The 22,745-nt window shown below is 37.7% G+C and carries 18 protein-coding genes; 10 read left to right on the forward strand and 8 right to left on the reverse strand.

Going from position 1 to position 22,745, the window contains the following annotated elements; translation table 11 throughout:
- The first annotated feature begins 133 nt into the window (after nucleotides 1–133).
- From queA to rlmN, 4 genes are all read left to right on the forward strand, one after another.
- Nucleotides 134–1,183, forward strand: coding sequence for a tRNA preQ1(34) S-adenosylmethionine ribosyltransferase-isomerase QueA (queA, locus tag WBF63_RS03790; RefSeq protein ID WP_424368405.1), 1,050 nt, complete (start codon nucleotides 134–136; stop codon nucleotides 1,181–1,183).
- A 69-nt stretch (nucleotides 1,184–1,252) separates the two neighbouring features.
- Entirely contained in the window at nucleotides 1,253–1,807 is a 555-nt protein-coding gene (locus tag WBF63_RS03795) for a LemA family protein (protein ID WP_424368366.1), read from the forward strand.
- Between the two features lie 2 nt (nucleotides 1,808–1,809).
- Nucleotides 1,810–3,711 carry a DUF2207 domain-containing protein gene (locus WBF63_RS03800; protein WP_424368367.1) on the forward strand — a complete coding sequence of 634 codons (1,902 nt, stop codon included), beginning with the start codon at nucleotides 1,810–1,812 and terminating at the stop codon, nucleotides 3,709–3,711.
- A 43-nt stretch (nucleotides 3,712–3,754) separates the two neighbouring features.
- Nucleotides 3,755–4,825 (forward strand): 23S rRNA (adenine(2503)-C(2))-methyltransferase RlmN, encoded by a 1,071-nt coding sequence (rlmN, locus tag WBF63_RS03805; RefSeq protein WP_424368368.1) that lies wholly within the window; start codon nucleotides 3,755–3,757, stop codon nucleotides 4,823–4,825.
- On the opposite strand, the gene WBF63_RS03810 is transcribed toward rlmN, so the two are convergent.
- The 4 genes from WBF63_RS03810 to WBF63_RS03825 all read right to left on the reverse strand — a co-directional run bounded on the left by WBF63_RS03810 (nucleotide 4,822) and on the right by WBF63_RS03825 (nucleotide 10,990).
- On the reverse strand, nucleotides 4,822–5,277 hold the full coding sequence (locus tag WBF63_RS03810) for an RES family NAD+ phosphorylase (protein WP_424368369.1): 456 nt from the start codon (nucleotides 5,275–5,277) through the stop codon (nucleotides 4,822–4,824). The two genes, rlmN and WBF63_RS03810, sit on opposite strands and share 4 nt — an antisense overlap.
- Nucleotides 5,278–5,279: 2 nt before the next feature.
- Nucleotides 5,280–5,747 carry a type II RES/Xre toxin-antitoxin system antitoxin gene (parS, locus tag WBF63_RS03815; RefSeq protein ID WP_424368370.1) on the reverse strand — a complete coding sequence of 156 codons (468 nt, stop codon included), beginning with the start codon at nucleotides 5,745–5,747 and terminating at the stop codon, nucleotides 5,280–5,282.
- A 204-nt stretch (nucleotides 5,748–5,951) separates the two neighbouring features.
- The gene (locus tag WBF63_RS03820; protein WP_424368371.1) at nucleotides 5,952–9,350 is read right to left on the reverse strand and encodes a methylmalonyl-CoA mutase family protein; all 3,399 of its coding nucleotides are present in this window, start codon (nucleotides 9,348–9,350) and stop codon (nucleotides 5,952–5,954) included.
- Between the two features lie 200 nt (nucleotides 9,351–9,550).
- Nucleotides 9,551–10,990 (reverse strand): alanine/glycine:cation symporter family protein, encoded by a 1,440-nt coding sequence (locus tag WBF63_RS03825; protein ID WP_424368372.1) that lies wholly within the window; start codon nucleotides 10,988–10,990, stop codon nucleotides 9,551–9,553.
- Nucleotides 10,991–11,235: 245 nt separating this feature from the next.
- On the opposite strand from WBF63_RS03825, the gene WBF63_RS03830 reads away from it, so the two are divergent.
- The 4 genes from WBF63_RS03830 to WBF63_RS03845 all read left to right on the forward strand — a co-directional run bounded on the left by WBF63_RS03830 (nucleotide 11,236) and on the right by WBF63_RS03845 (nucleotide 15,514).
- On the forward strand, nucleotides 11,236–12,030 hold the full coding sequence (locus WBF63_RS03830; RefSeq protein WP_424368373.1) for a hypothetical protein: 795 nt from the start codon (nucleotides 11,236–11,238) through the stop codon (nucleotides 12,028–12,030).
- Between the two features lie 212 nt (nucleotides 12,031–12,242).
- A complete protein-coding gene (locus WBF63_RS03835) occupies nucleotides 12,243–13,145 on the forward strand; it encodes a hypothetical protein (protein WP_424368374.1) in 903 nt (300 codons plus the stop codon).
- Between the two features lie 85 nt (nucleotides 13,146–13,230).
- Nucleotides 13,231–14,532, forward strand: a complete 1,302-nt coding sequence (gene rimO, locus WBF63_RS03840) for a 30S ribosomal protein S12 methylthiotransferase RimO (RefSeq protein WP_424368375.1) — start codon at nucleotides 13,231–13,233, stop codon at nucleotides 14,530–14,532.
- A 76-nt stretch (nucleotides 14,533–14,608) separates the two neighbouring features.
- On the forward strand, nucleotides 14,609–15,514 hold the full coding sequence (locus tag WBF63_RS03845) for an EamA family transporter (protein WP_424368376.1): 906 nt from the start codon (nucleotides 14,609–14,611) through the stop codon (nucleotides 15,512–15,514).
- A 36-nt stretch (nucleotides 15,515–15,550) separates the two neighbouring features.
- Here WBF63_RS03845 and WBF63_RS03850 read toward each other — a convergent pair whose 3' ends face one another.
- The gene (locus tag WBF63_RS03850; RefSeq protein WP_424368377.1) at nucleotides 15,551–15,982 is read right to left on the reverse strand and encodes an Hsp20/alpha crystallin family protein; all 432 of its coding nucleotides are present in this window, start codon (nucleotides 15,980–15,982) and stop codon (nucleotides 15,551–15,553) included.
- Nucleotides 15,983–16,199: 217 nt separating this feature from the next.
- Between WBF63_RS03850 and WBF63_RS03855 the strand changes: the two genes are divergently transcribed.
- Nucleotides 16,200–17,327: a hypothetical protein gene (locus tag WBF63_RS03855; RefSeq protein ID WP_424368378.1), complete on the forward strand. Its 1,128-nt coding sequence runs from the start codon at nucleotides 16,200–16,202 to the stop codon at nucleotides 17,325–17,327.
- A 27-nt stretch (nucleotides 17,328–17,354) separates the two neighbouring features.
- On the opposite strand, the gene WBF63_RS03860 is transcribed toward WBF63_RS03855, so the two are convergent.
- The 3 genes from WBF63_RS03860 to WBF63_RS03870 are packed head-to-tail and all read right to left on the reverse strand — an operon-like array spanning nucleotide 17,355 to nucleotide 20,072.
- Nucleotides 17,355–18,119 (reverse strand): TatD family hydrolase, encoded by a 765-nt coding sequence (locus tag WBF63_RS03860; protein ID WP_424368379.1) that lies wholly within the window; start codon nucleotides 18,117–18,119, stop codon nucleotides 17,355–17,357.
- On the reverse strand, nucleotides 18,109–19,101 hold the full coding sequence (locus tag WBF63_RS03865) for a GSCFA domain-containing protein (RefSeq protein ID WP_424368380.1): 993 nt from the start codon (nucleotides 19,099–19,101) through the stop codon (nucleotides 18,109–18,111). Before WBF63_RS03865 ends, WBF63_RS03860 begins: the two co-directional genes overlap by 11 nt.
- Nucleotides 19,101–20,072, reverse strand: coding sequence for a polyprenyl synthetase family protein (locus tag WBF63_RS03870; RefSeq protein ID WP_424368381.1), 972 nt, complete (start codon nucleotides 20,070–20,072; stop codon nucleotides 19,101–19,103). Before WBF63_RS03870 ends, WBF63_RS03865 begins: the two co-directional genes overlap by 1 nt.
- A 166-nt stretch (nucleotides 20,073–20,238) precedes the next feature.
- Between WBF63_RS03870 and WBF63_RS03875 the strand changes: the two genes are divergently transcribed.
- The gene (locus WBF63_RS03875) at nucleotides 20,239–22,647 is read left to right on the forward strand and encodes a prolyl oligopeptidase family serine peptidase (protein WP_424368382.1); all 2,409 of its coding nucleotides are present in this window, start codon (nucleotides 20,239–20,241) and stop codon (nucleotides 22,645–22,647) included.
- Nucleotides 22,648–22,745: the final 98 nt, after the last annotated feature.

The following is a 22,745-nucleotide window of genomic DNA, read 5'->3' on the forward strand; positions in this document are numbered from 1 at the left end:
CAAATATAGTTAGGATTCCTAATTAATACTAATTTTTGAATGATTTTCATTAAATGAGAAACATAATTACCATTTCACTTGACAACGCCTGTCGCGAAGGCGTATATTTGCACCAAAATTTTGCGATATGAAAATGAAAACCTCCGATTTTAATTTTAAACTTCCTGAAGAACTTTTAGCAGAACATCCTTCTGAACAAAGAGATGAAGCTAAACTGATGGTTCTGGACAGAAAAACGCAGACCATCGAACACAAATTATTCAAGGATTTAATTGATTATTTTGACGAAGGTGATGTTATGATCATGAACAACACCAAGGTTTTTCCTGCACGTCTGATGGGAAATAAAGAAAAAACCGGAGCCAAAATAGAAGTTTTCTTGCTACGCGAACTCGATGCGGAAACCCGTTTGTGGGACGTATTGGTAGACCCGGCAAGAAAAATCAGAATCGGAAATAAATTATTTTTTGGTGATGATGACAGTCTGGTCGCAGAAGTTGTGGACAATACAACCTCAAGAGGAAGAACTTTGAGATTCCTTTTCGACGGTTCTTATGACGAATTCCGTCGTGCACTTGAAGAATTAGGAGAAACACCTCTTCCAAAGTATATCAAGAGAGAAGTGACAGCTGATGATGCCGAGAGATATCAAACAATTTATGCCAAACATGAAGGTGCCGTTGCTGCTCCCACAGCCGGACTGCATTTCTCAAAGCATTTGCTGAAAAGACTGGAAATTAAAGGAGTGGAATTTGCAGAATTGACACTTCATGTTGGCCTGGGGACTTTTGCTCCTGTGGAAGTTGAAGATCTTTCCAAACATAAAATGGAATCTGAACAAGCCATCATTCCTGAAGAAACCGCTTTGATTGTAAACAAGGCAATAGATGAAAAGAAAAGGGTTTGTGCAGTGGGAACCACTTCTATGCGCGCCATTGAAAGTTCGGTTTCAGCCAGCAATCATTTGAATCCATTCAATGGTTGGACCAATAAATTTATCCATCCGCCGTATGAGTTTGGCGTGGCCAATTGTATGATTACCAATTTCCATACGCCTAAATCGACTCTAATTATGATGGTGAGCGCTTTTGCGGGACATGATTTCCTGATGAAAGCTTATAAGGAAGCCGTAAAAGAAAAATACAAATTTTATTCTTACGGTGATGCGATGTTGATCTTGTAAATCAACTCATTAAGATAAAAAACAATCAATTTTTTTCATACATTCGTTAAAACTTAAAAATTTTAACGAATGTTTTTTTTACTAACTATTGGTGCAATTATCTTAATTATCGCATTCTATTTTATTGCGGTTTATAACAAATTAGTCAAGCTCAGAAACCTTGTACAAGAAGCTTGGAGCGGAATTGATGTTTTCCTGAAAAAACGGTACGATTTAATTCCCAATCTGGTAGAAACGGTAAAAGGCTATGCAACGCATGAAAAAGAAACGTTGGAAAACATTACGCAAGCACGTTCGCGAGCCATGGGAGCCAGCTCGGTTGAAGACAAACAAGCCGCAGAAAAGGATTTAAGCCGTGCGTTGATGAACGTTATGGCGTTGGCAGAAAATTATCCCGATTTAAAGGCCAATACTAACTTCCAACAATTGCAAAGCGAACTTTCCAATTTAGAAGGCGAAATTGAAAAAGCCCGTCGTTATTACAACGGAACTACAAGAGATTACAATATCTTGACGGAATCTTTCCCGAGCAATATAGTGGCCAATTCTTTCAAATTTGAAAAATATCCGTTCTTCGAGATTGAAAATGAAGCCGAAAGAAGTATTCCGAACGTAAAATTCTAATTATGAAACGATTATACCTCTCTACAATCATCTTTTTGGTTTTATTTTTATTGATTTCCAATTGGGGGTTTGCCCAGAATTATAGCAATTATCTGGAGCGGATCATTGATTTCCATACGGAAATAGTTGTAGATACCACTTCCAAAATCACCGTTACCGAAAAGATAAAAGTCAATGCCAACAACAACCAGATTCAGAGAGGAATCTTTCGCACACTGCCTATCAAAAGGAATATCCAAGAAAAATCTTTTTTTGTCAAATACAAGATCAAATCCATAAAAAGGGACAACAAAAAAGAACCTTATCATACGGTTCATGAAAACAATAATTATGTGATTTACATCGGTGATGAAGATGTCTACCTTCAAAGCGGTGTTTACGAATACGAAATCATCTATGAAACCTTCCGACAGATCGGATTTTTTGATGATTTTGACGAATTGTACTGGAACAGCACAGGGAATTATTGGAATTTTCCGATTGAAAATGCATCTGCAACCATCCATCTTCCGGAAGGTGTTGAAATGCTACAAAATGCTTGTTATACAGGACAATACAGAAGTTCTGAAAATAATTGCGAAGTAAAAATTCTTTCGCCAACGAGCATTCAATGGACTGCAAAAAATTTAGGTCCGGGTAACGGACTCACTGTTGCGGTTGGATTTTCCAAAGGAATTGTCCGGGAACCTGAACTTCCTGCGGCACTTAAACCCAATAATCTTTCCAAAATATTGGCCGGCTTTTCCGGATTATTGCTCGCTTTATTTGGCTTTTTATGGTACCGATTTGGAATTGACCCAAAAAAGCCGACAGTTGTTCCTCAATTCGAACCACCCATGAACCAGTCCCCTGCTTCAATTGGTTATCTGAACAACGGCAAATACAATCACAATCTTATTACCGCCACTTTTATAAACTTAGCAGTAAAAGGATTTGTCAAAATCGAAGAAACCTCAAAATCTCAATTTTTTGGATTGACGAAAAGCACTTCATACAAAATTACCAAACTTAAAAATGACTCAACCAATCTCACATCTGAAGAGAGAAATTTGCTCAACAGCATCTCTAGTTCGTTGACCATAGATGGTCAATACGATTCCGGTATCGCTTCGATGGTCAATAAATTCAAAGAAAAGGTTACCGATAAGAATAAGCCGCTGATTCAAAAAGGAAATAACCGGAATAAACTCATCATTCCATTTCTGGTAATTTCAGGAATTTATTGGTTGGTTTTGATCTTTTCTTATCTTAATTTATTCAATATCAATAAATTAATTTTTGGAATATTCTTATACATAGGAATGTTTTTGTATTACATTTTCATCTATGCCACTCCGACTTTACGTTATAAATCATTGTTTTTCTGGATTTGGCCATTATTGCCTTTGGGTGGATTTCTTTTATATTGGAAATTCATTGACAATCAGATAGAACCATTCAATCTGGCTTATATTTTTCTGATTGTCAGTTTCATATTGCTCAGCTTTTTTAAATTTTTCATCGAAAGACCTGACCCTGCATATCTCCAGCAAGTTTCACAGATTGAAGGATTTAAAATGTATTTATCCGCAGCTGAAAATCAACAGATTAAATTCCACAATCCTCCCAAAATGACACCAGAGCTTTTTGAAAAAATGCTTCCTTATGCAATGGTTTTGGGGGTGGACGGCATTTGGGGAGAAAAATTTAACAACTACCTGAAAACCAACAATCAGGAATATAAAAATGAATGGTTTACCGGTGGAATGCATGGCTTTACTTCCAACATCAGCAATTCATTCAGTGACGGATTTTCACGTTCCATCGCTTCTTCTACCATTGCTCCCAGTAGCAGCGGTTCAGGTTCAGGCGGTGGTGGATTTTCCGGCGGTGGCGGTGGTGGCGGCGGCGGCGGTGGCTGGTAATTGATTTTCACCATAGTTGTTTTCTCATTTTTAATTCCGAATTTTGCAAAGAATTTTGAATGCTGAAGTTTTGACTAAAAAGGACATCCGGAAATTATCCCTCAACGATTTGGAATCTCATCTGATTTCGGTAGGTGAAAAACCTTTCCGGGCCAAACAGATTTATGAATGGCTCTGGAAGAAAAACGCCCATACGTTTGAGGATATGACCAATTTATCTAAAAAATTACGTGAAGAATTGAATCAGGAATTCTCCATTCAAAATGCAAGCGTCGATTTATTGCAGAAATCCAATGACGGAACCATCAAAAACGGTGTGAAATTACACGACGGATTGATGGTTGAATCTGTACTCATTCCGACTGAAACCCGCACTACAGCTTGTGTTTCATCGCAAGTAGGATGTTCATTGAACTGCGAATTTTGTGCAACCGCCAAACTAAAACGCATGCGGAATTTGGAAGTTGCCGAAATCGTCGATCAGGTTGCTTTAATCGACAGACAAAGTAAAGAATACTTTGACCGACCGCTTTCCAACATCGTTTTTATGGGAATGGGCGAACCCATGATGAACTATAAAAATGTGGTGGATGCCATACGGAAAATCACGACCGATGAAGGATTGGGCATGTCGGCCAGACGAATTACCGTTTCCACATCTGGAATTCCCAAAATGATTAAAATGTTGGCCGATGAGAAGCTCAAAGTCAAACTGGCACTTTCTCTTCATTCGGCTATTGAGTCAAAACGAAATGACATCATGCCGTTTTCCGAGAAATTCCCATTGACCGAAATCATGGAAAGTTTACAATATTGGTACAAAGAAACCGGTTCGAAAATTACGTTTGAATATTGTGTTTGGGGCGGAATCAATGATGGCGAAGAAGACATAAAAGCCCTCATCAAATATTGTCACCAAGTCCCGTCAAAAGTGAATTTAATCCAATATAATCCCATCGGTGAAGGAAAATTTGACCATCGAAGCATTGAAGCGGAACAACGTTATGTGAGAGAACTTGAAAAAGCCGGAATTACGGTGATGGTCAGAAAAAGCCGCGGAGGTGACATCGATGCGGCTTGTGGACAATTGGCCAATAAAACAGCGGAAGTTTAATCAATTGTTTTGATCCGTAAATCATAAACGAAATCCCTTATTTCCAATAGTTTAAATGCCTTATCCTGAGCCAATGGATTCAGAATGAAATTAAATTCATCTGGAATTACAATCGATGGAATTTGAATGATTGCCGTTCCTTTCTCCAGTAGTTTTGTTCCGAAATCCTTGGTAGAAAACGGAGCTGGAACATCTTTCCAGTCACCCGGCAGTTTCTTGATTTTGATTTCTTTGATTTGACTTTCGTCTATCTCAAAAACACAAATGTTCAATGCCCTCGGAATAAAATCCACATTTACATTGACCGAATATTCCAAAACCGCCAGCGAGCGGCTTGAAGCCGTATAAATACAAGGTGTATCAATGTGATTCCATCGGCCTCCAAATAATTTTGCGCCCGTTCCGCTCAAATCATGGGCGTATTGGGTTTTACTGATTCTGTAAACCAGCATGATTAAGAATAAACACCGTAAGCAATACGACCAATCAAATTACGCACCTCTTCCTTCCCGTAATAGTTATCTATGATGTCAAAAGGAGCCAAACCACCTAATGCTTGGTTGGGGATAAACATCCATTTGTTAAAGTTGTCTTTATCTTCAAACACTTCATAACCAAACGAATACAAATCTGCAAGCGAAACGATTTTCTCACTGATCTGATCGCTGAATTTCTGTGCTCCTTTTTTATTTATAAGCGTAGCGCGAGTTACAGAAAGCGCATTGGCAAGTGAATCATAATCCAGTGAGGCTGCCTTTTTAAAGGTTTCGAGATAGTCTTTTGAGATACCGTTTTTGATGATTCTCATTTTCTGGATGGAAGTCAAATCATTTAATGGAATAGCCGCGTTCCCTTCATAGTACATGGTAGGAGCATCTTTTGCAAAGTTTTGAATTTCTTTTTGTTTATAAGGAACTGACATAATAGTATAATTTTCAACTTTTATTAATTCAAATTTATACATTTTTATTTGGTTTTCCAAACTTATTCAAAAAATGAACTCTTTCAAAGTTCGCTTTTTTTAACCATCAACAAAAAAACCTTGTCAAGGTTTCAAACCCTTGACAAGGTTACTATTTTTATGTTACAGGAAAAGAATCACCCTACTTCCAACACTCAACAAAATCTACATATTCCGTCTGTACTTCCCTCCTACATTGAAAAGCGAATTGGTAATTTCGCCAAGCGAATTAAATTTTACCGCTTCCATAATTTCTTCAAAGAGATTTCCATTGTTCAATGCTACATCCGTTAGCTTTTTCAGACAATTTTCTGAATGCGCTGCATTGGCTTTCTGATAATTTTTCACGGCATCAATTTGGAATTGCTTTTCTTCTTCCGTCGAACGGATGACTTCGTTTGGTGTAACAGTTGGTGAACCATCTGATCCCAAGAAAGTATTTACCCCAATAATCGGGAATTCGCCGGTATGTTTCAAATGTTCATAATACATACTTTCTTCCTGAATTTTACCTCTTTGGTACATCGTTTCCATTGCACCCAAAACGCCTCCTCTATCTGTTAGTCGGTCAAATTCTGCATAAACGGCCTCTTCCACCAAATCGGTTAATTCTTCAATGATAAAAGAACCTTGAATCGGATTTTCATTTTTGGCTAACCCTAATTCTTTGTTGATAATCAACTGAATTGCCATTGCACGACGTACCGATTCTTCGGTCGGTGTTGTGATGGCTTCATCGTAAGCATTGGTATGCAGCGAATTACAATTATCATAAATCGCATAAAGTGCCTGTAAAGTTGTTCGGATATCGTTGAACGCAATTTCTTGTGCATGAAGCGAACGACCTGATGTTTGAATGTGGTATTTCAACATTTGTGAACGTTCGTTTCCGCCGTATTTGTGCTTCATGGCTTTCGCCCAAATCCTTCTTGCCACTCGACCGATTACCGCATATTCCGGATCGATTCCATTGGAGAAGAAGAAAGATAAATTCGGTGCGAAATCATCGATGTGCATTCCTCTTGACAGATAATATTCCACATATGTAAATCCGTTTGCCAAAGTAAACGCCAACTGCGAAATCGGATTGGCGCCGGCTTCTGCTATGTGGTATCCGGAAATTGAAACCGAATAAAAATTTCGTACTTTTTGTTCGATGAAATATTGCTGAACGTCGCCCATCAGTCGAAGAGCAAATTCAGTTGAGAAAATACAGGTGTTTTGTGCTTGATCTTCTTTCAGAATGTCGGCCTGAACCGTTCCACGAACGGTAGCCAGTGTTCGGGCTTTGATATCACTGTAAATATCGGAAGGTAAAACTTCATCGCCCGTTAATCCCAAAAGCATCAATCCCAAACCATCATTTCCTTCCGGCAAAGGTCCATTGTATTCAGGTCGTTTTAAACCCTTATCGTCAAATTTTTCTTTCAATCGGGCTTCCACTTTGGCTTCGAGTCCGTTTTCTTTGATGTATCGCTCGCATTGTTGATCAATCGCGGCGTTCATAAAAAAACCTAACAACATCGGAGCAGGCCCGTTGATGGTCATGGAAACCGAAGTGGTAGGTGCGCAAAGGTCAAATCCTGAATATAATTTTTTGGCATCGTCCAAAGTCGCAATGGAAACTCCGGCATTCCCTATTTTCCCGTAAATATCGGGACGCGTTGCCGGATCCTGTCCGTATAAAGTCACACTATCAAAAGCGGTGGACAAACGAGCTGCCGGCATTCCCAAACTTACATAATGGAAACGACGATTGGTTCTTTCCGGGCCTCCTTCTCCAGCAAACATACGCGTCGGATCTTCTCCCGTTCTTTTAAATGGATAAATTCCAGCGGTATAAGGGAACTCTCCCGGAACATTTTCCTGTAAACTCCATTTCAAAATATCACCCCAAGCTTCGTATCTTGGCAATGAAACTTTTGGAATTTGAAGGTGAGAAAGGGATTCAGTATGGGTTTTAATTTTTATTTCTTTGTCACGAACTTTGAACGAATAAATTTCATCTGAATATTTCTTTTTCTTTTCATTCCATTGGGTAATAAGTGTTTTATTTTCCGGTGTAATTCTTTCTAATTTTTTATTCTTAATTTCTTCTAAATTAGAAGCTTGACCTTCTTCACTTAAAATTTTAGTTGAAATCTCTAAAGCATAAACTTCTTGCGCCAATTTACTTTGTTCTTCGGCCCATTTATCATAATCTTGATTGTTCTCCACAATCTCAGAAAGATAACGAACACGTTTAGGCGGAATAACAGCGGTAACTTGTTCTTTGGCTACTTTGTCAAAAGCAAGATTGGACTCAAAATTACCCTTTGAAAATTCATTCAATTTAGCCATTAAGGCTTTGTAAAGTTGATTGGTACCCGCATCGTTAAATTGCGAAGCACGTGTCGGATAAACCGGCATATTTTCAGGCGATTCGCTAAACCTTTCGTGGTTGCGCTGATAGGTTTTTTTCACATCGCGCAAGGCATCTTCTGCTCCTTTTTTGTCGAATTTATTGATGGCTACGATGTCCGCAAAATCCAGCATATCAATCTTTTCCAATTGAGTTGCTGCTCCGTATTCGGGCGTCATCACGTACATCGGAACGTCGGCGTATTCCATCACTTCCGCTCCGGACTGTCCGATTCCTGAAGTTTCCAAGATGATCAAATCAAATCCGGCGGCTTTCAAAACTTCCAATGCCGGCGCAATGTGTTTGGAGATCGAGGAATTTTCCTGACGCGTCGCCATGGAGCGCATATAAACACGGGGGTTATTGATGGAATTCATTCGGATTCTATCGCCCAAAAGTGCGCCACCTGTTTTGCGTTTGGTGGGATCCACCGAAATAATTCCAATGGTTTTATCGGGGAAATCCAAAAGATATCTGCGCACCAATTCATCTACCAACGAAGATTTTCCGGCGCCTCCGGTTCCCGTCATTCCCAAAATCGGTGGGTTTTTCTGGTCGGCTTTCTTTTTTACTTCATTAAAGAATGATTCGTAAACTTCAAAATTATTTTCAAATGCAGAAATGGTTTGCGCCAAATGGTGGTTGTCTTTTTTCTCAAGTGAATTAATCATTTCTTCGGTCATTTTATCACCTGTCGGGAAATCCGATTTCATCACCAAATCATTGATCATCCCTTGCAAACCCAAATCACGTCCGTCGTCGGGGGAATAAATGCGGCAAATTCCATACTCCATTAAATCTTTGATTTCAGAAGGAAGAATAACACCTCCACCACCACCAAAAATCTTGATATGACCGGCTCCTTTTTCCTGAAGCAAATCATACATATATTTAAAATATTCGTTGTGTCCGCCTTGATAAGAAGTCATGGCAATCGCTTGCGCATCTTCCTGAATGGCGGTATCTACGACTTCTTCTACGCTTCGATCATGCCCAAGATGAATGACCTCCACTCCTGTTCGCTGGATCATTCGTCGCATGATATTGATAGCGGCATCGTGACCGTCAAAAAGGGAAGCGGCCGTAACGACCCGAATGGGATTTTTGGGTTTATAAACGTCTTTACGGATATCGAATTCTTTTTTATCTATTGTTTCTGACATTTTATTGTGTTTTTGTGAATGCGTTTGGGTAAAACGCAAAGAGGTTTCAAAAATACGATAATATTCAGAAGTCTGAAATTTGAAAGTAGATTTTAGAAGTTCGCTTCTAAACTGATTTAATTCAAAAGTTAAATTATATTAATTCGAAGCAAAATCAGAAAGTCAGAAAATTTATTTTAAGTATTCAAATCCTTTTCTAATTAGTCATCTTTGGTCGGACTCTCCCAATACTCCGCATTTTTAATTCCCAATTCTTTGGGGTTGAATTGTGGGTCTTTTCCTTGTTTCTTTTGTGCCCGATAATCTTTGAGTGCTTTTAGGGCGGGTTTTCGAAGAATCAGAATCGCGATTAAGTTGAGCCATGCCATACTTCCTACTCCGATATCTCCCAAAGTCCAGGCAGCATCGGCTGTTTTGACTGCTCCATAATAAGTGGAAAAGAGAACCATGAAGGCTATTACCCATTTTCCGTATTTGAAATAGCGGTTCTTTTTGTCGAGGTAAGCGAAATTGGTTTCGGCCATATAATAATAGGCAATGATGGTGGTAAAGGCAAAACAGAACAAGGCAATCGCCACGAATGCCTTACCTAATGCGGGAAATACAGAAGCAATTGCATATTGGGTAAATGCTGTATAGTCAACGCCGGGGATGTTTTCTATAAGGGCTTCGGATCCGGCGGGCGTTATATTGTATTGACCCGTTATCAAAATCATAAAAGCAGTGGCCGTACAAACCAAAAGTGTATCAACATAAACGGAGAAAGCCTGAACCAATCCTTGTTTGGCCGGATGAGTTATCGCCGCTGCAGAAGCTGCGTGAGGCGCTGTTCCCTGCCCGGCTTCATTGGAATAAATCCCACGTTTGACACCCCAAGAAATTGCCGCACCTATGATTCCGCCAAAGGCTTCTTCGAATCCAAATGCAGATTTAATAATCAAGGAAATCATTGCAGGGATTTGACCGATGTTTAGTCCAATGATAATCAATGCCAATAAAATATAGCCGCCACTCATAATCGGCACCACGATTTCAGAAAACTTTGAAATCCGTTTTATTCCTCCGGAAATAATCAAAATAACCAAAATGACCAATACAATCCCGGTATAATGCGTGGGAATACTGAAAGCTGTTTGAACGCTATTGGAAATACTATTGCTCTGAACACTGGGCAAAAGAAGTCCGGTCGAAATAATGGTTACCAAAGCAAAAAGCATCGCATACCACTTCACTCCCATTCCCTTTTCGATGTAATAGGCAGGTCCACCACGGTATTCGCCGTCTTTCTTTTCTTTGTAAATCTGTCCCAAAGTTGCCTCAATGTAAGCAGTTGCAGATCCGAGAATGGCGATGATCCACATCCAAAAAATGGCTCCCGGTCCACCCATAGCAATGGCCGTTGCCACACCTACAATGTTTCCAGTTCCAATACGTCCGCAAAGTGCTACCGCAAATGCTTGGAATGATGAAACGCCCGAATCGTTGGTTGCCTTGGCAAACAATAATTTGAGCATGTCCTTGAAATTGGTGATTTGAAGGAATTTGGTCGTAATTGAAAAATAGATTCCAGCGCCAATACATAAAAAAATCAATGCGCTACTCCAGATAATATCATTAACGGAATTTAAAAAGTCTGTCATGTGTCGTGTTTAATAACCATTTAAAATGGTTAGACCAAAAATAGAGTTTTTTTTTAAATGCGAAATGAGAAGTTAAATGCTCGATGTATGCATTTTTTAATGAATTTAATTTTGATGTTGCTGTTAATTCAATCAATTACAGATTAATTATAATTGGCAATTATCTACGATGCTAAATGACTACCAATAGGTATTGTTCTTATTTTTCTAATTAATTAAGTTTGAAATACGAATAACTTCAATGTATGAAAAACACTATCTTATTTTTAGTTCTATTTATCTTTTCCATAGGAAATTCACAAGAAATAAAAGAAGGAAGCTATTATGCTTTATTCTCATTAACTAATCATTCTGTATCCAAAACAGAAAATAGGATCCATATAAATACCTGCCAAAACATCTCTAAAGAAAATGCATCTTTCACAAGTTATCTAGACTACCATTTATTGGATGATGGAAAACATTATTGGAATGGGGAAAAAAATCCAAAAATTGCCCTTAATTATGAAACTGAAAAAAATTATTTATACACTTCAAATCCCACAAGTTTTAGTGAAGAATTCTATTTTTATTTGATGCAGGAAAAAGGTGAAAAACCCGCGAGTTTTGTAAAGTCGTATTTAGATGAAACAATAGGCGGCTATTCTTCCGCACGTTATTTGGTTGAGGATAAAACCGATTTGGCAAACCAAGATTGTTTGATTCATACGGCACAAACCGATCAATACAACAGTTTTGTAGTGGGGAATTATATAGAGGAACCTATGGGAATAAGAGTCACTTTAAATGGTGATTTTACGGGATTACTTAATGATTTACCTATTACTTGGTCGTATGTTTCAAATGCACAAGGGAAACCTTTGGCGGTTGATAACGAGGATGTGACCTATTTGTGTATCATGGTGGAATATGTAAATGAAACTCCAATTTGGATAGATCCAGCACCAGGAAAAAAAGTAGGACAGGCTTTCCCATATAAATATTTCAAAAAAGAAAATCAACTAATTTTTGGTGGTGGAGCGGGTGCAATGAAGCAATGATAAGTTTATTTAATCATTGAGCAAAGGTTCTATAATGTATTTATTGTTTTTTTTCAGATCTATTTTTAATTGAAACATTAATTCTATTAATTTATGTAGTTTTCAAATTTCTTATTTTTATAATGTTTTCATATCTAGAATTTTAACATCGATTTTTAATTTAAAAAAAAGTTAATCCTTAAATTAGCAATCATAATCAATATTAAAATCTTATGAAAACCAACTACTTATTTTATTTGATATTGTTGACCAATCATATGGTGTTGGGTCAAGATTTTAGCTCTTTAACGAAAATGAAAGATATAGCACATTCTGTTTATTTTAGTTCGGGAGTTGAAAATCGTGCGAAAAAGATTTATGCGGATGTTGAAAAAGCTGATCAATTTTTTCAAAAAGAATTTAAGGTAACGTCAAATTTTACCCTTTTAATCCTTTCGCCAAAAGATTGGCCAAACTATGCAGCAAAAGGTGCGATATATGGTATTCCTCATTATACTTCAGATAATTTATTGATAGTAGCATCTGATAATAATATGTTTTGGAAACGAAATATTCCGCCTTTGGAATTACTTCCTAAATCTTTGGCTGACCAAATGATCAATATATATTCAGATGAATATGGAGAACTAAATTTAAGTAAAGGATTTGATTTGTTAGCCGTACACGAATTGGCTCATGCTTATCAAAAATCTGCAGGAATGATCAAACAAAGATTATGGCAAAATGAATTGTTTGCCAATATTTTACTTCATGCCTATTTGGCCCAAAATGCACCTGAACAAATTCCAAACATTGGCGTATTCACAAAATCCATTTTAGCTGCAACCCCTCAAGATAAGTTAAAATATACTAGCTTAACTGATTTTGAAAACTATTACAATGATTTAGGAAGAAATTATCCAGATAATTATGGTTGGTATCAATCAAGATTTCACTTAATGGCAGAGGAAATTTATGATGATGGCGGAATGGAGTTAGTTAGAAAACTTTGGGATGCTTTATTGAAACAAACTAAAATATTAGATGAAACTGAATTAATGAATGTTTTAAATAGTACACATCCAGCTTTGGAAAAAGCTCTCAGAAATTGGGATAATTTTAATCCTCCCCAGTAGAACAAACAGAAGCAATAATAAAAGCTGAAAAATTCGTTCACCCAAATAAAAGACGTAAATTTGCGCCCTGAATTTCAAGGGAATTATGCGCACAAAATCCACGGGTAAGAAGAAAATCAATATTGTAACGCTTGGCTGTTCCAAAAATGTTTACGACTCAGAAGTTTTGATGGGGCAACTCAAAGCCAATGGCAAAGAGGTCGTTCATGAAAAACAAGGCGAAATTGTGGTGATCAATACCTGCGGATTTATCGACAATGCCAAGGAAGAAAGCGTGAACACAATTCTGGATTTCGTTCAGCGAAAAGAAGACGGATTGGTGGAGAAGGTTTTCGTGACCGGATGTCTTTCTGAACGATACAAACCCGATTTGGAAAAGGAAATTCCCGATGTGGACCAATATTTCGGAACACGTGATTTGCCTTTATTATTGAAAGCTTTGGGTGCTGATTATAAACACGAATTGGTCGGCGAGCGATTGACCACAACGCCTCGTCATTATGCTTATTTGAAAATTTCGGAAGGCTGTGATCGGCCTTGTTCCTTTTGTGCGATTCCTTTGATGCGTGGTGGACATAAATCCACGCCAATTGAAAACTTGGTGAAAGAAGCGCAAAATCTGGCCAAAAAAGGAACCAAAGAATTGATTTTGATCGCACAGGATTTGACGTATTATGGATTGGACATATACAAAAAAAGAGCTTTGGCCGATTTGCTGAAAGAATTGGTAAAAGTGGAAGGAATTCAGTGGATTCGTCTGCATTATGCTTTCCCAAGCGGATTCCCAGAAGATGTTTTGGATGTAATTCGTGAAGAACCGAAAGTTTGTAACTACATCGACATCCCCTTGCAACATATTTCGACCGATATTTTGAAGTCAATGCGTCGTGGAACTACTTTTGAAAAAACCAATGCTTTGCTAGACAAATTCAGAGAAAAAGTTCCGGGAATGGCGATCCGAACGACTTTGATTTGCGGATATCCGGGCGAGACCGAAGAACAATTTCTGGAAATGAAGGAATGGGTTCAGCAACAACGTTTTGACCGTTTGGGTTGTTTTACGTATTCGCACGAAGAAAATACGCACGCTTTTGGTTTGGTGGACAATGTTCCGGCCGAAGTGAAACAGCGTCGCGTAGATGAAATAATGGAAGTCCAATCGCAGATTTCTTGGGAATTGAATCAAGAGAAAATCGGGAAGCAATTCAAAGTTTTGATCGACCGCAAGGAGGGAAATTATTTCGTAGGAAGAACTGAATTTGATTCGCCCGATGTGGACAATGAGGTTTTGATTCCGGCGGAAGATGTTTATTTGTCGATTGGAGAATTTGTCGATGTAGAAGTCGAATCGGCGGAAGAATTTGATTTGTTTGGTAAACTGATTTAAGTACATTCTTCCTAATTAGAGTTTTGTACCACAAAGAACACCAAGATTCGCACTAAGCTCACAAAGATTTAATAAGTTGAACACAAAGTATTATTTGGCGGTTATATCTGCCTTTATCATTTGGGGATTGTTCAGTTTACCGCTGAAAGCAATTGACCATTATGCTTCGTTGGATATACTTTTGTCGCGGGTTTTGATGGCGAGTGTTTTGATTTTGGCGATTAGTTTTATTTTCCGTCGCAAAGTGAGTTTTGAAAACATTCGAATTTTTAAAAGTTTCTCCAAAAGACATCAACGAAGGTTGATTTTACTGAATTTCATCAGTGCGATTTTGCTGGCGATTAACTGGTATTTGTTCATTTATGTGATGAACCGAATCAGTGTCAATGCGACTTCGCTTGCTTATATGCTCTGCCCGATCATCACTACGGTTTTGGCTTATATTTTCCTGAAAGACCGACTTTCATCTGTACAGTGGATTGCAGTTTCGCTGAGTTTGATGAGTTGTGTTTTGCTGTCGATTGGACATTTTATGGATGTTTTTTACAGTTTTATCATTGCCCTTTCTTATGCGATTTATTTAATTCTACAGAAGAAAAATCATCAGCTTGATCGGTTTTTCACTTTGACTTTTCAAATCGTATTCGGAACGATTATTTTACTACCGCTGTTTAGCCAACAACAAGAATTGCCTGAAAAAGGAACTTACTTTTATGGAATTGTATTTCTGATAGCGGGTGTTTTCACGATACTTCCGATGTTTTTAAATGTTTTTTCGCTCAACAAACTAAATTCCTCCACGGCCGGAATATTCATATATCTAAATCCGGTTTTCAGTTTTTTATTGGCCTTATTTTATTTCAAGGAAGAAATGGAACCGATGAAAATCATTGCTTATTCGGTTGTATTTTTCTCGGTAATTTTATTTAACTCGAGATTGATTTTTCCAATTATTGGGTATAAAAAAAGCCTGACGAAATGAATCGTCAGGCCATCCGTAAATATTTGATAATGGTTTTTACTGGACTGTAATTTTCTTTACGGATTCTTTTAATTCCTTTTGTTTTGGAAGTAAAACTTTAAGAATCCCATCCGCATAAGTTGCCTGCACATTTTCGGTATCCACCAAATCTTTTGGCAAGGCAAAACTTCTTTGGAAGTTGAAATAACTGAATTCCTTTCGGGTATAATTCTCTTTTTCCTCCAAGTTTTCAGCCGTTTTGTTTACACTTAATTTCAAAACATTTTCTTCTACTTCAATATTGAAATCTTCTTTTTTCAAGCCGGGAGCGGCCAATTCGATTTCAAATTCATTCTCGCTATTTTTAATATTAACGGCCGGCATAGAGAATTTGGAAGTCAATTCAGGTTTGAACCAATTGGAATCATTCCATAAATTTTCCATAAGTCCGCCAAATAAATCCTGGTTTCGTTTAATCATTGAATTCATATCTAAGATTTTAAAGATTAATTTGTTACAACTTTAATTTGTCAATTTATATTCCAACACAAAAATCCTTATTCTTATATGTCATTTTGTCTTAATTAATTAAATTAGAGCACATTGAAGTGTCAAAATGTCGCTAAATTTTAAAATTCAAAAATTTCTTATGTAGTCTGAAATTTATACTATAACTTTAGTAACCTAAAACCATAAGAATTTAATTATGAAAAAAACTTTATTATTTTGTTCTGTTTTCATGGCCGGATACTTTACAAATGCGCAAGATATTGTTGCTGCAACCGGTCTTACAAAAGGAAAAATCGAGTTCAATGATTTCCGCAAAATTGATGTTAACAATCTGAATGCTTCCAGCATTTTGCTGACCAAAGCCGATAAAGTGAATTTTGAATCACTGACTGCAGATGTTACCAAAACTTGTAGTTGTGGAAAATACATTGCGGCGATGACAGTTGCGCAAAATGGCGATTTATTTTATTTGCCTATGAACGGAAACAAAGTTTCAATGATCAATACCTCATCAAAAACCGGGACTTTAATTGACGTACCTAACACATTGGTAAACAATAAAAATCAGGGAACCTATTTTGCGAGAATGACGACCGGATCAGACGGATTTATTTATGCGTTGAATAACGATGGGTCTGAATTATTGAAAATTTCATCAAGTGGTTCCATTCAGAATTTAGGTAGCGTGAGCGGAATCGCTGAATTTGCTAAAGCTTCGGGCGTTGAAACTTCAGTTTATGGTGGTGATATGATTGCAGATGCTTTTGGAAATCTTTATGTGATTTCCGCTTCGGCCAATGTTTTTAAATTCAATCCCAATAAATTAAATGCAGAATACATCGGGAAAATCAATGGTTTGGCCAACGGATATACCGTAAACGGCGCGGCAGTGATGAAAGACGGAAATGTACTTTTGGCCACTACTTCTGCACATGGATTGTACGTGTTGGATATGAATACATTGGAAGCGACTTTCAAATCGGATTATTCAGTTCCGGTTTATGATTTGGCAAGTCCTTATTTCCTACGTCAAAGTACTTTGGATGAATTTGCAAATGCCCAATCCAAGTATAGCCTTTATCCTACAATCGTGAAAAACAGTGAATTGAATATAGTTTCTAAATCAACAGAAAATTCCACTTTACATGTTACAGTTTGGAATCTGAATAACAAACAGATTTATTCTAAAAACCTGACTGTAAATTCAATCGGAGATTACAAAGTTAACCTTAGCGGTTCATTACAACCCGGAATCTATGTTTTGAAAGCGACTAACCAAGAAGGCGTTGAAGTAATCAATACCAAATTTACGTTGGTAAGATAATTCAAGGTTTTATAATCCAAACACAGCTCAGTCAGCGAAAACAGACAAAGCGTTCTGTGAAGTTGTCTGAGCTATTTCTTTTTCACTCAATCCGTAAATTTCCGAAAGCTTTTTCACGACATTGAGAACATAGGAAGATTCGTTTCGTTTTCCTCGATGAGGAACGGGTGCGAGATAAGGCGAATCGGTCTCCAAGACAATATGTTCCAAAGGAATTTCATGGAGAAACTGATCAATTTTACCATTTTTAAAGGTCACCACTCCTCCTATTCCTAATTTCATTTGGAAGTCAATTGCGCGCTGGGCTTGTTCTTTCGTTCCGGTGAAACAATGAAAAATTCCGAAAAGTTTTTCGTCTTTTTCTTCTTCTAAAACTTCAAAGATTTCGTCAAAACTTTCACGACCATGAATCACAATCGGCAGTCCTTTTTCTTTGGCCCAATGAATTTGCTTTTTGAATGCAATTTGCTGAATGTTTAAAGTCGTTTTGTCCCAATACAAATCAATCCCGATTTCGCCGACGGCAGAAAAACTGCGCTGATCCAACCATTTCTTAACTTCTTCGAGTTCAAATTCATAGGTTTCAGGCTTTACGTAGGTAGGATGTAACCCCATCATCAGGTGCATATTTGGATATTTCTTTTCCAAATCCAGCATCCTTTCGGTATAAGTTGAATCAATTGCGGGAATGTAAAACTTTTGGATTCCTGCTTCGCGAGCGCGTTGAATCATTTCATCTCGGTCGTTGTCAAATTCTTCGGAATATAAATGGGTGTGCGTATCAATCAGCATTTTTCATTAAATTTTGGAGTAATGATTTTTCGGGTTCAAAGCTATTTTTTGGAAATAAACTTTCAACCGATTCAATCTTCTTGCCGGTTTTGTATAAAAATTCTTTATAGGAAGTCGTCGATGCGTTCAGCGGTCGATGTGCAATCGCTTTTCCGATTTTTTCTGCTATTTTGATTTTCTCATTGGTTTCGGAATCGAAATAAGTGGATGAGAATTTCTCCCAGATATAATCCACCGCCATATCGGAAGGATGTACTAAATCTTTTTTGTAAAACCGATAATCTCGCAAATCGTCCATCATCAGTTCGTAGGCCGGAAAATATTCGACAGTTTCAAATTTCTGTGCGACATCGTATAAATTCGAAATCAGTTTGGATTTACTTAAACTGTTTTCCACGATTCCATCTTTGGTATGCCGTACCGGACTGACGGTTGCGATGATTTGGGCATTGGGATTGATATCCAGAATTAAATTGAAACAATTCTTGAGCGAAGCCTGAATTTGTTTGTCATCCAATAAATATTTATCGAAATTGGAATTGGGGACTTTATGGCAATTCGCTACAAAAATTCCCATTTCTTTGATCCGATACACCCAGGCAGTCCCAAATGTCAAAAGGAAAACATCGGCTTTTTGAATGAAATCATTGGCCAATTCCAGTTCGGAATTGATTTTATTCAAAGTCGCATTGAGTGAAATCTGACTAAAGGATGTATGGTGATCCCAACTGAAAAAGACCTCACCGAATTTAAAAATTTCATCCGGAGTATATTTTGTCAAGGAAAGAATTCTCGCCAATGCGTTTTCAATCGCAAGCGGATGAAACAAAGTCCCGAAAGGATTTGATAAAACCTGAAATTTAGACGATTCAAGCTTCTCCCCGATTGAATCCACAAAACAAGAGCCGATACCCAAAACGGGACGGAAATGCGTAATTTTCCGGTCGGATTCCGGAATATTTAATTCAGTTCTGAATTTCATTAAATCTGTCTGTCAATCAAGGAAGCCGCCAGTTCTTTCAATTGTTCTTTTTTCTCATCTGCCACCAGAATTTTATCCAGGTAACTCATCGCAATATCGGTGTAGTGACCAATTAAAGTCATTACTTCGTAGTCCACTTTGGCCATTCTGAATATTTTTTCCACCGCATAGACTTTGTCGATATTATCGGTTTTCATGCTGTACCAAAATTTCAGTTCGTCTTTGTCTTGTTGAGTAGCCAATTCCAGCGCTTTAATATAAAGGATTGTCTTTTTATTTTCGATGATGTCACCTGCATGAATTTTCCCGAAATCCTGCTGTCCGAACACATCCAGATAATCATCTTTCAGCTGAAAAGCAATTCCTAGATTTCGACCAAATTCATACAAATTCAGATAATCTTCTTCTTTGGCGTCGGCAATCATCGCTCCGATCTGAAGTGAAGCGCCCATCATCACACCGGTTTTAAGCATAATCATTTTTATGTATTCTTCAAAAGAAACCTCTTTCTGGGTCTCAAAATTCATATCGTATTGTTGACCTTCACAGAGTTCCACTGCAGTTTTGGAAAACAACTGAGTTACGGCTTTAAATTTCTCGGCCGGAAGATCTTCAAACATTCTGTAAGCCTGAATCAGCATAGCATCACCAGAGAGAATTCCCGTATTGATGTTGTATTTTAAATGAACGGTTTCTTTTCCTCTTCGCAAAGGTGCCTCGTCCATGATATCATCATGCATCAATGAGAAATTATGGAAATACTCAATTGCGAGTGCCGGTTTTACCACATTTTCAGGATTTCCGTCAAAAACATAAGAACCTAACATCACAATCACAGGCCGGAGTCTTTTTCCGCCGATGCTTAAAATATAGTCACAAGGCTCATACAAACCTTTGGGCTCTACTCCTACAAATGAATTTTTCTCTAATTCCTTACCGATTAATTCCTGATATTGTTCAATTACGCTCATACCTCTTTAGTTCTTTGGCACAAAGATAAGATTTGCCTTCAAGTTGGAGAAACATTCCGAAGTCCTTTGTTGAGAAAAAATCAATGTTTGATTAGATATGAGAATTATCCTGAACCAATCAACAATCATTCATTATATTTGAAAAATTGATAAAATAATTCAAAGTATGACCCAACGCATTTTATTTTTCACGGTATCTTTTTTATTCAGCTTTAGTCTTTTTGCACAAGAAAACATCAGTTTTCAAAAACCACCCAAAGAAATTTTGGATTTGGTGGAATACGAAAGGCCTCCCGGCGTTTTGATGGATTCCGATAAAAATTATATGATTTTAACTTATCGAAACACTTATAAATCCCTCGATGATTTGAATCAGGAAGAATTGCGTCTGGGCGGACTTCGCATCAACCCCGATCATCATATTTCGAGTACGATTACTTATTTGAACAATCTGAAAGTTCGAAAAATTAGCGATAAAAATGAAATTCAAGTCAAAGGGCTTCCCGAAAATCCAAGGATTGCTTATCTGACCTGGTCGCCTGACGAGTCCAAAATCGCCTTTACAAATACCGGTAAAAATGGTTTGGAGCTTTGGATTTTGGATATAAAATCAGCCACAGCAAAGAAAATCTCCACCCAACCACTGAATGCGAATTTAGGAAATCCCATTACTTGGTTTAGTGATAATCAGAATCTTTTGGTTACAACCGTTCAGGATAATTTGAAATTGATTGATCCCGAAAAGGAATTGCCCGAAGGACCGATTGTTTCAGTTTCAGACGGATCGGTTTCTCAAAACAGAACCTATCAGGATTTATTGAAAAATAAAACCGATGAATATAATTTCGAACAAATCACAACGACTCAGATTTACAAAGTCAATTTAAATGGTGATGTAAAGCTTTTTAAGGATAAGGCTATGTATCGAAACATCAGCTTCTCTCCTGACGGAGAATATGTGATGATTTCGACCATTCAAAAACCTTTTTCTTATCTAGTTCCTTTTAGTCGTTTTCCTTCGGAACAAAGCGTTTATACTTCAGAAGGAAATCTGGTAAAACAAGTAAATCAACTGGATTTGGCCGAAGTAATGCCCAAAGGTTTCATGGCGGTTCGTCAGGGAAAAAGATCGATGTATTGGAGATCTGACCTTCCATCAACTTTGGTTTATGTAGAAGCGCTTGACGAAGGCGACCCAGCCAAAGAAGTCGAATTCCGGGATGCGGTTTATACCTGGAAAGCGCCTTTTGATTCTGCTCCGAAATTGCTTACCAAAACCGTACAGCGTTTTGCGGGAATTCAATGGGGAAATGAGAATTATGCAATTTTAATGGATCAATGGTACGATACAAGAAGTTTAAGAACTTACCTTCTCAATCCTTCACAACCCGGTTCTCAACCCAAATTAATTTCCGATAGGAATTATCAGGATATTTACAGTGATCCTGGAAGTTTCGAAACGCGCAAAAATGAATTTGGTCGTTATGTTCTAGCCATTGACGGCACTACAACTTATCTGATTGGTGAAGGATATACACCCGAAGGGCAATTTCCGTTCATTGACAAATTGGATTTGAAAACATTAAAAACCACTCGTTGGTATCAGTCCACTTACAAAGACAAAATAGAAAACATTTTCACGATTACGGACTTCAAAAAAGGAACTGCTTTGGTCAGGATTGAGTCGGCAACGGACTATCCGAATTATTATTTCCGTAATTTAAATCGCAAAGAAAGCATCACCCAACTGACTGATTTCAAAAATCCGTTTGAAAGCATCAAAGATGTTCACAAAGAAGTGATTAAATACCAGAGAAAAGACGGTGTTGAACTATCGGGAACGCTTTATTTACCAGCGGGATATGATAAAAAGAAAAAAGAAAAACTTCCTTTGTTGATATGGGCTTATCCGTCCGAATACAAAGACAAAAACAGTGCGGGACAATCCAGTCACAATCCGAATGAATTTACGTTTCCTTATTATGGAAGCTTTGTGTATTGGGTAACGCGCGGCTACGCTGTTTTGGATGATGCCGCTTTCCCTATCATCGGCGAAGGAGATACGGAACCCAATGATACGTTTGTGGAACAATTGATCTGGAATGCAGAAGCAGCGATTGATGCCGTGGATAAATTGGGTTACATCGACCGAAAAAGAGTCGGTGTTGGCGGACATTCTTATGGCGCCTTTATGACGGCCAATCTTTTGACACATTCCGATTTATTTGCTTGTGGAATTGCCCGAAGCGGTGCTTATAATCGCACATTGACACCGTTTGGTTTCCAAAGAGAACAAAGAAATTATTGGGAAGCGCCAGAAGTTTACAACCGAATGTCACCCTTTATGAATGCTGAAAAAATGAAAACGCCGATGCTTTTGACGCATGGCGAGGCGGATAATAATCCGGGAACATTCACATTGCAAACCGAAAGATACTTCCAAGCTTTGAAAGGCTTGGGTGCACCGGTTCGAATGGTCATTTTACCCAAAGAAAGTCATGGATATGTAGCCAAAGAAAATATTTTGCATTTGCTTTGGGAACAGGATCAGTTTTTAGAAACTTATTTGAAATAATTGAGAGATTATAATAACTACATCAATCAAACCTTCGGATTTCAACTAACCGAAGGTTTTTTTTGATTACTTATAAAAACCATTCAAAAATCCTTAAT

Source organism: Moheibacter sp. (assembly GCF_049672845.1).
Classification (GTDB): Bacteria; Bacteroidota; Bacteroidia; order Flavobacteriales; family Weeksellaceae; genus Moheibacter.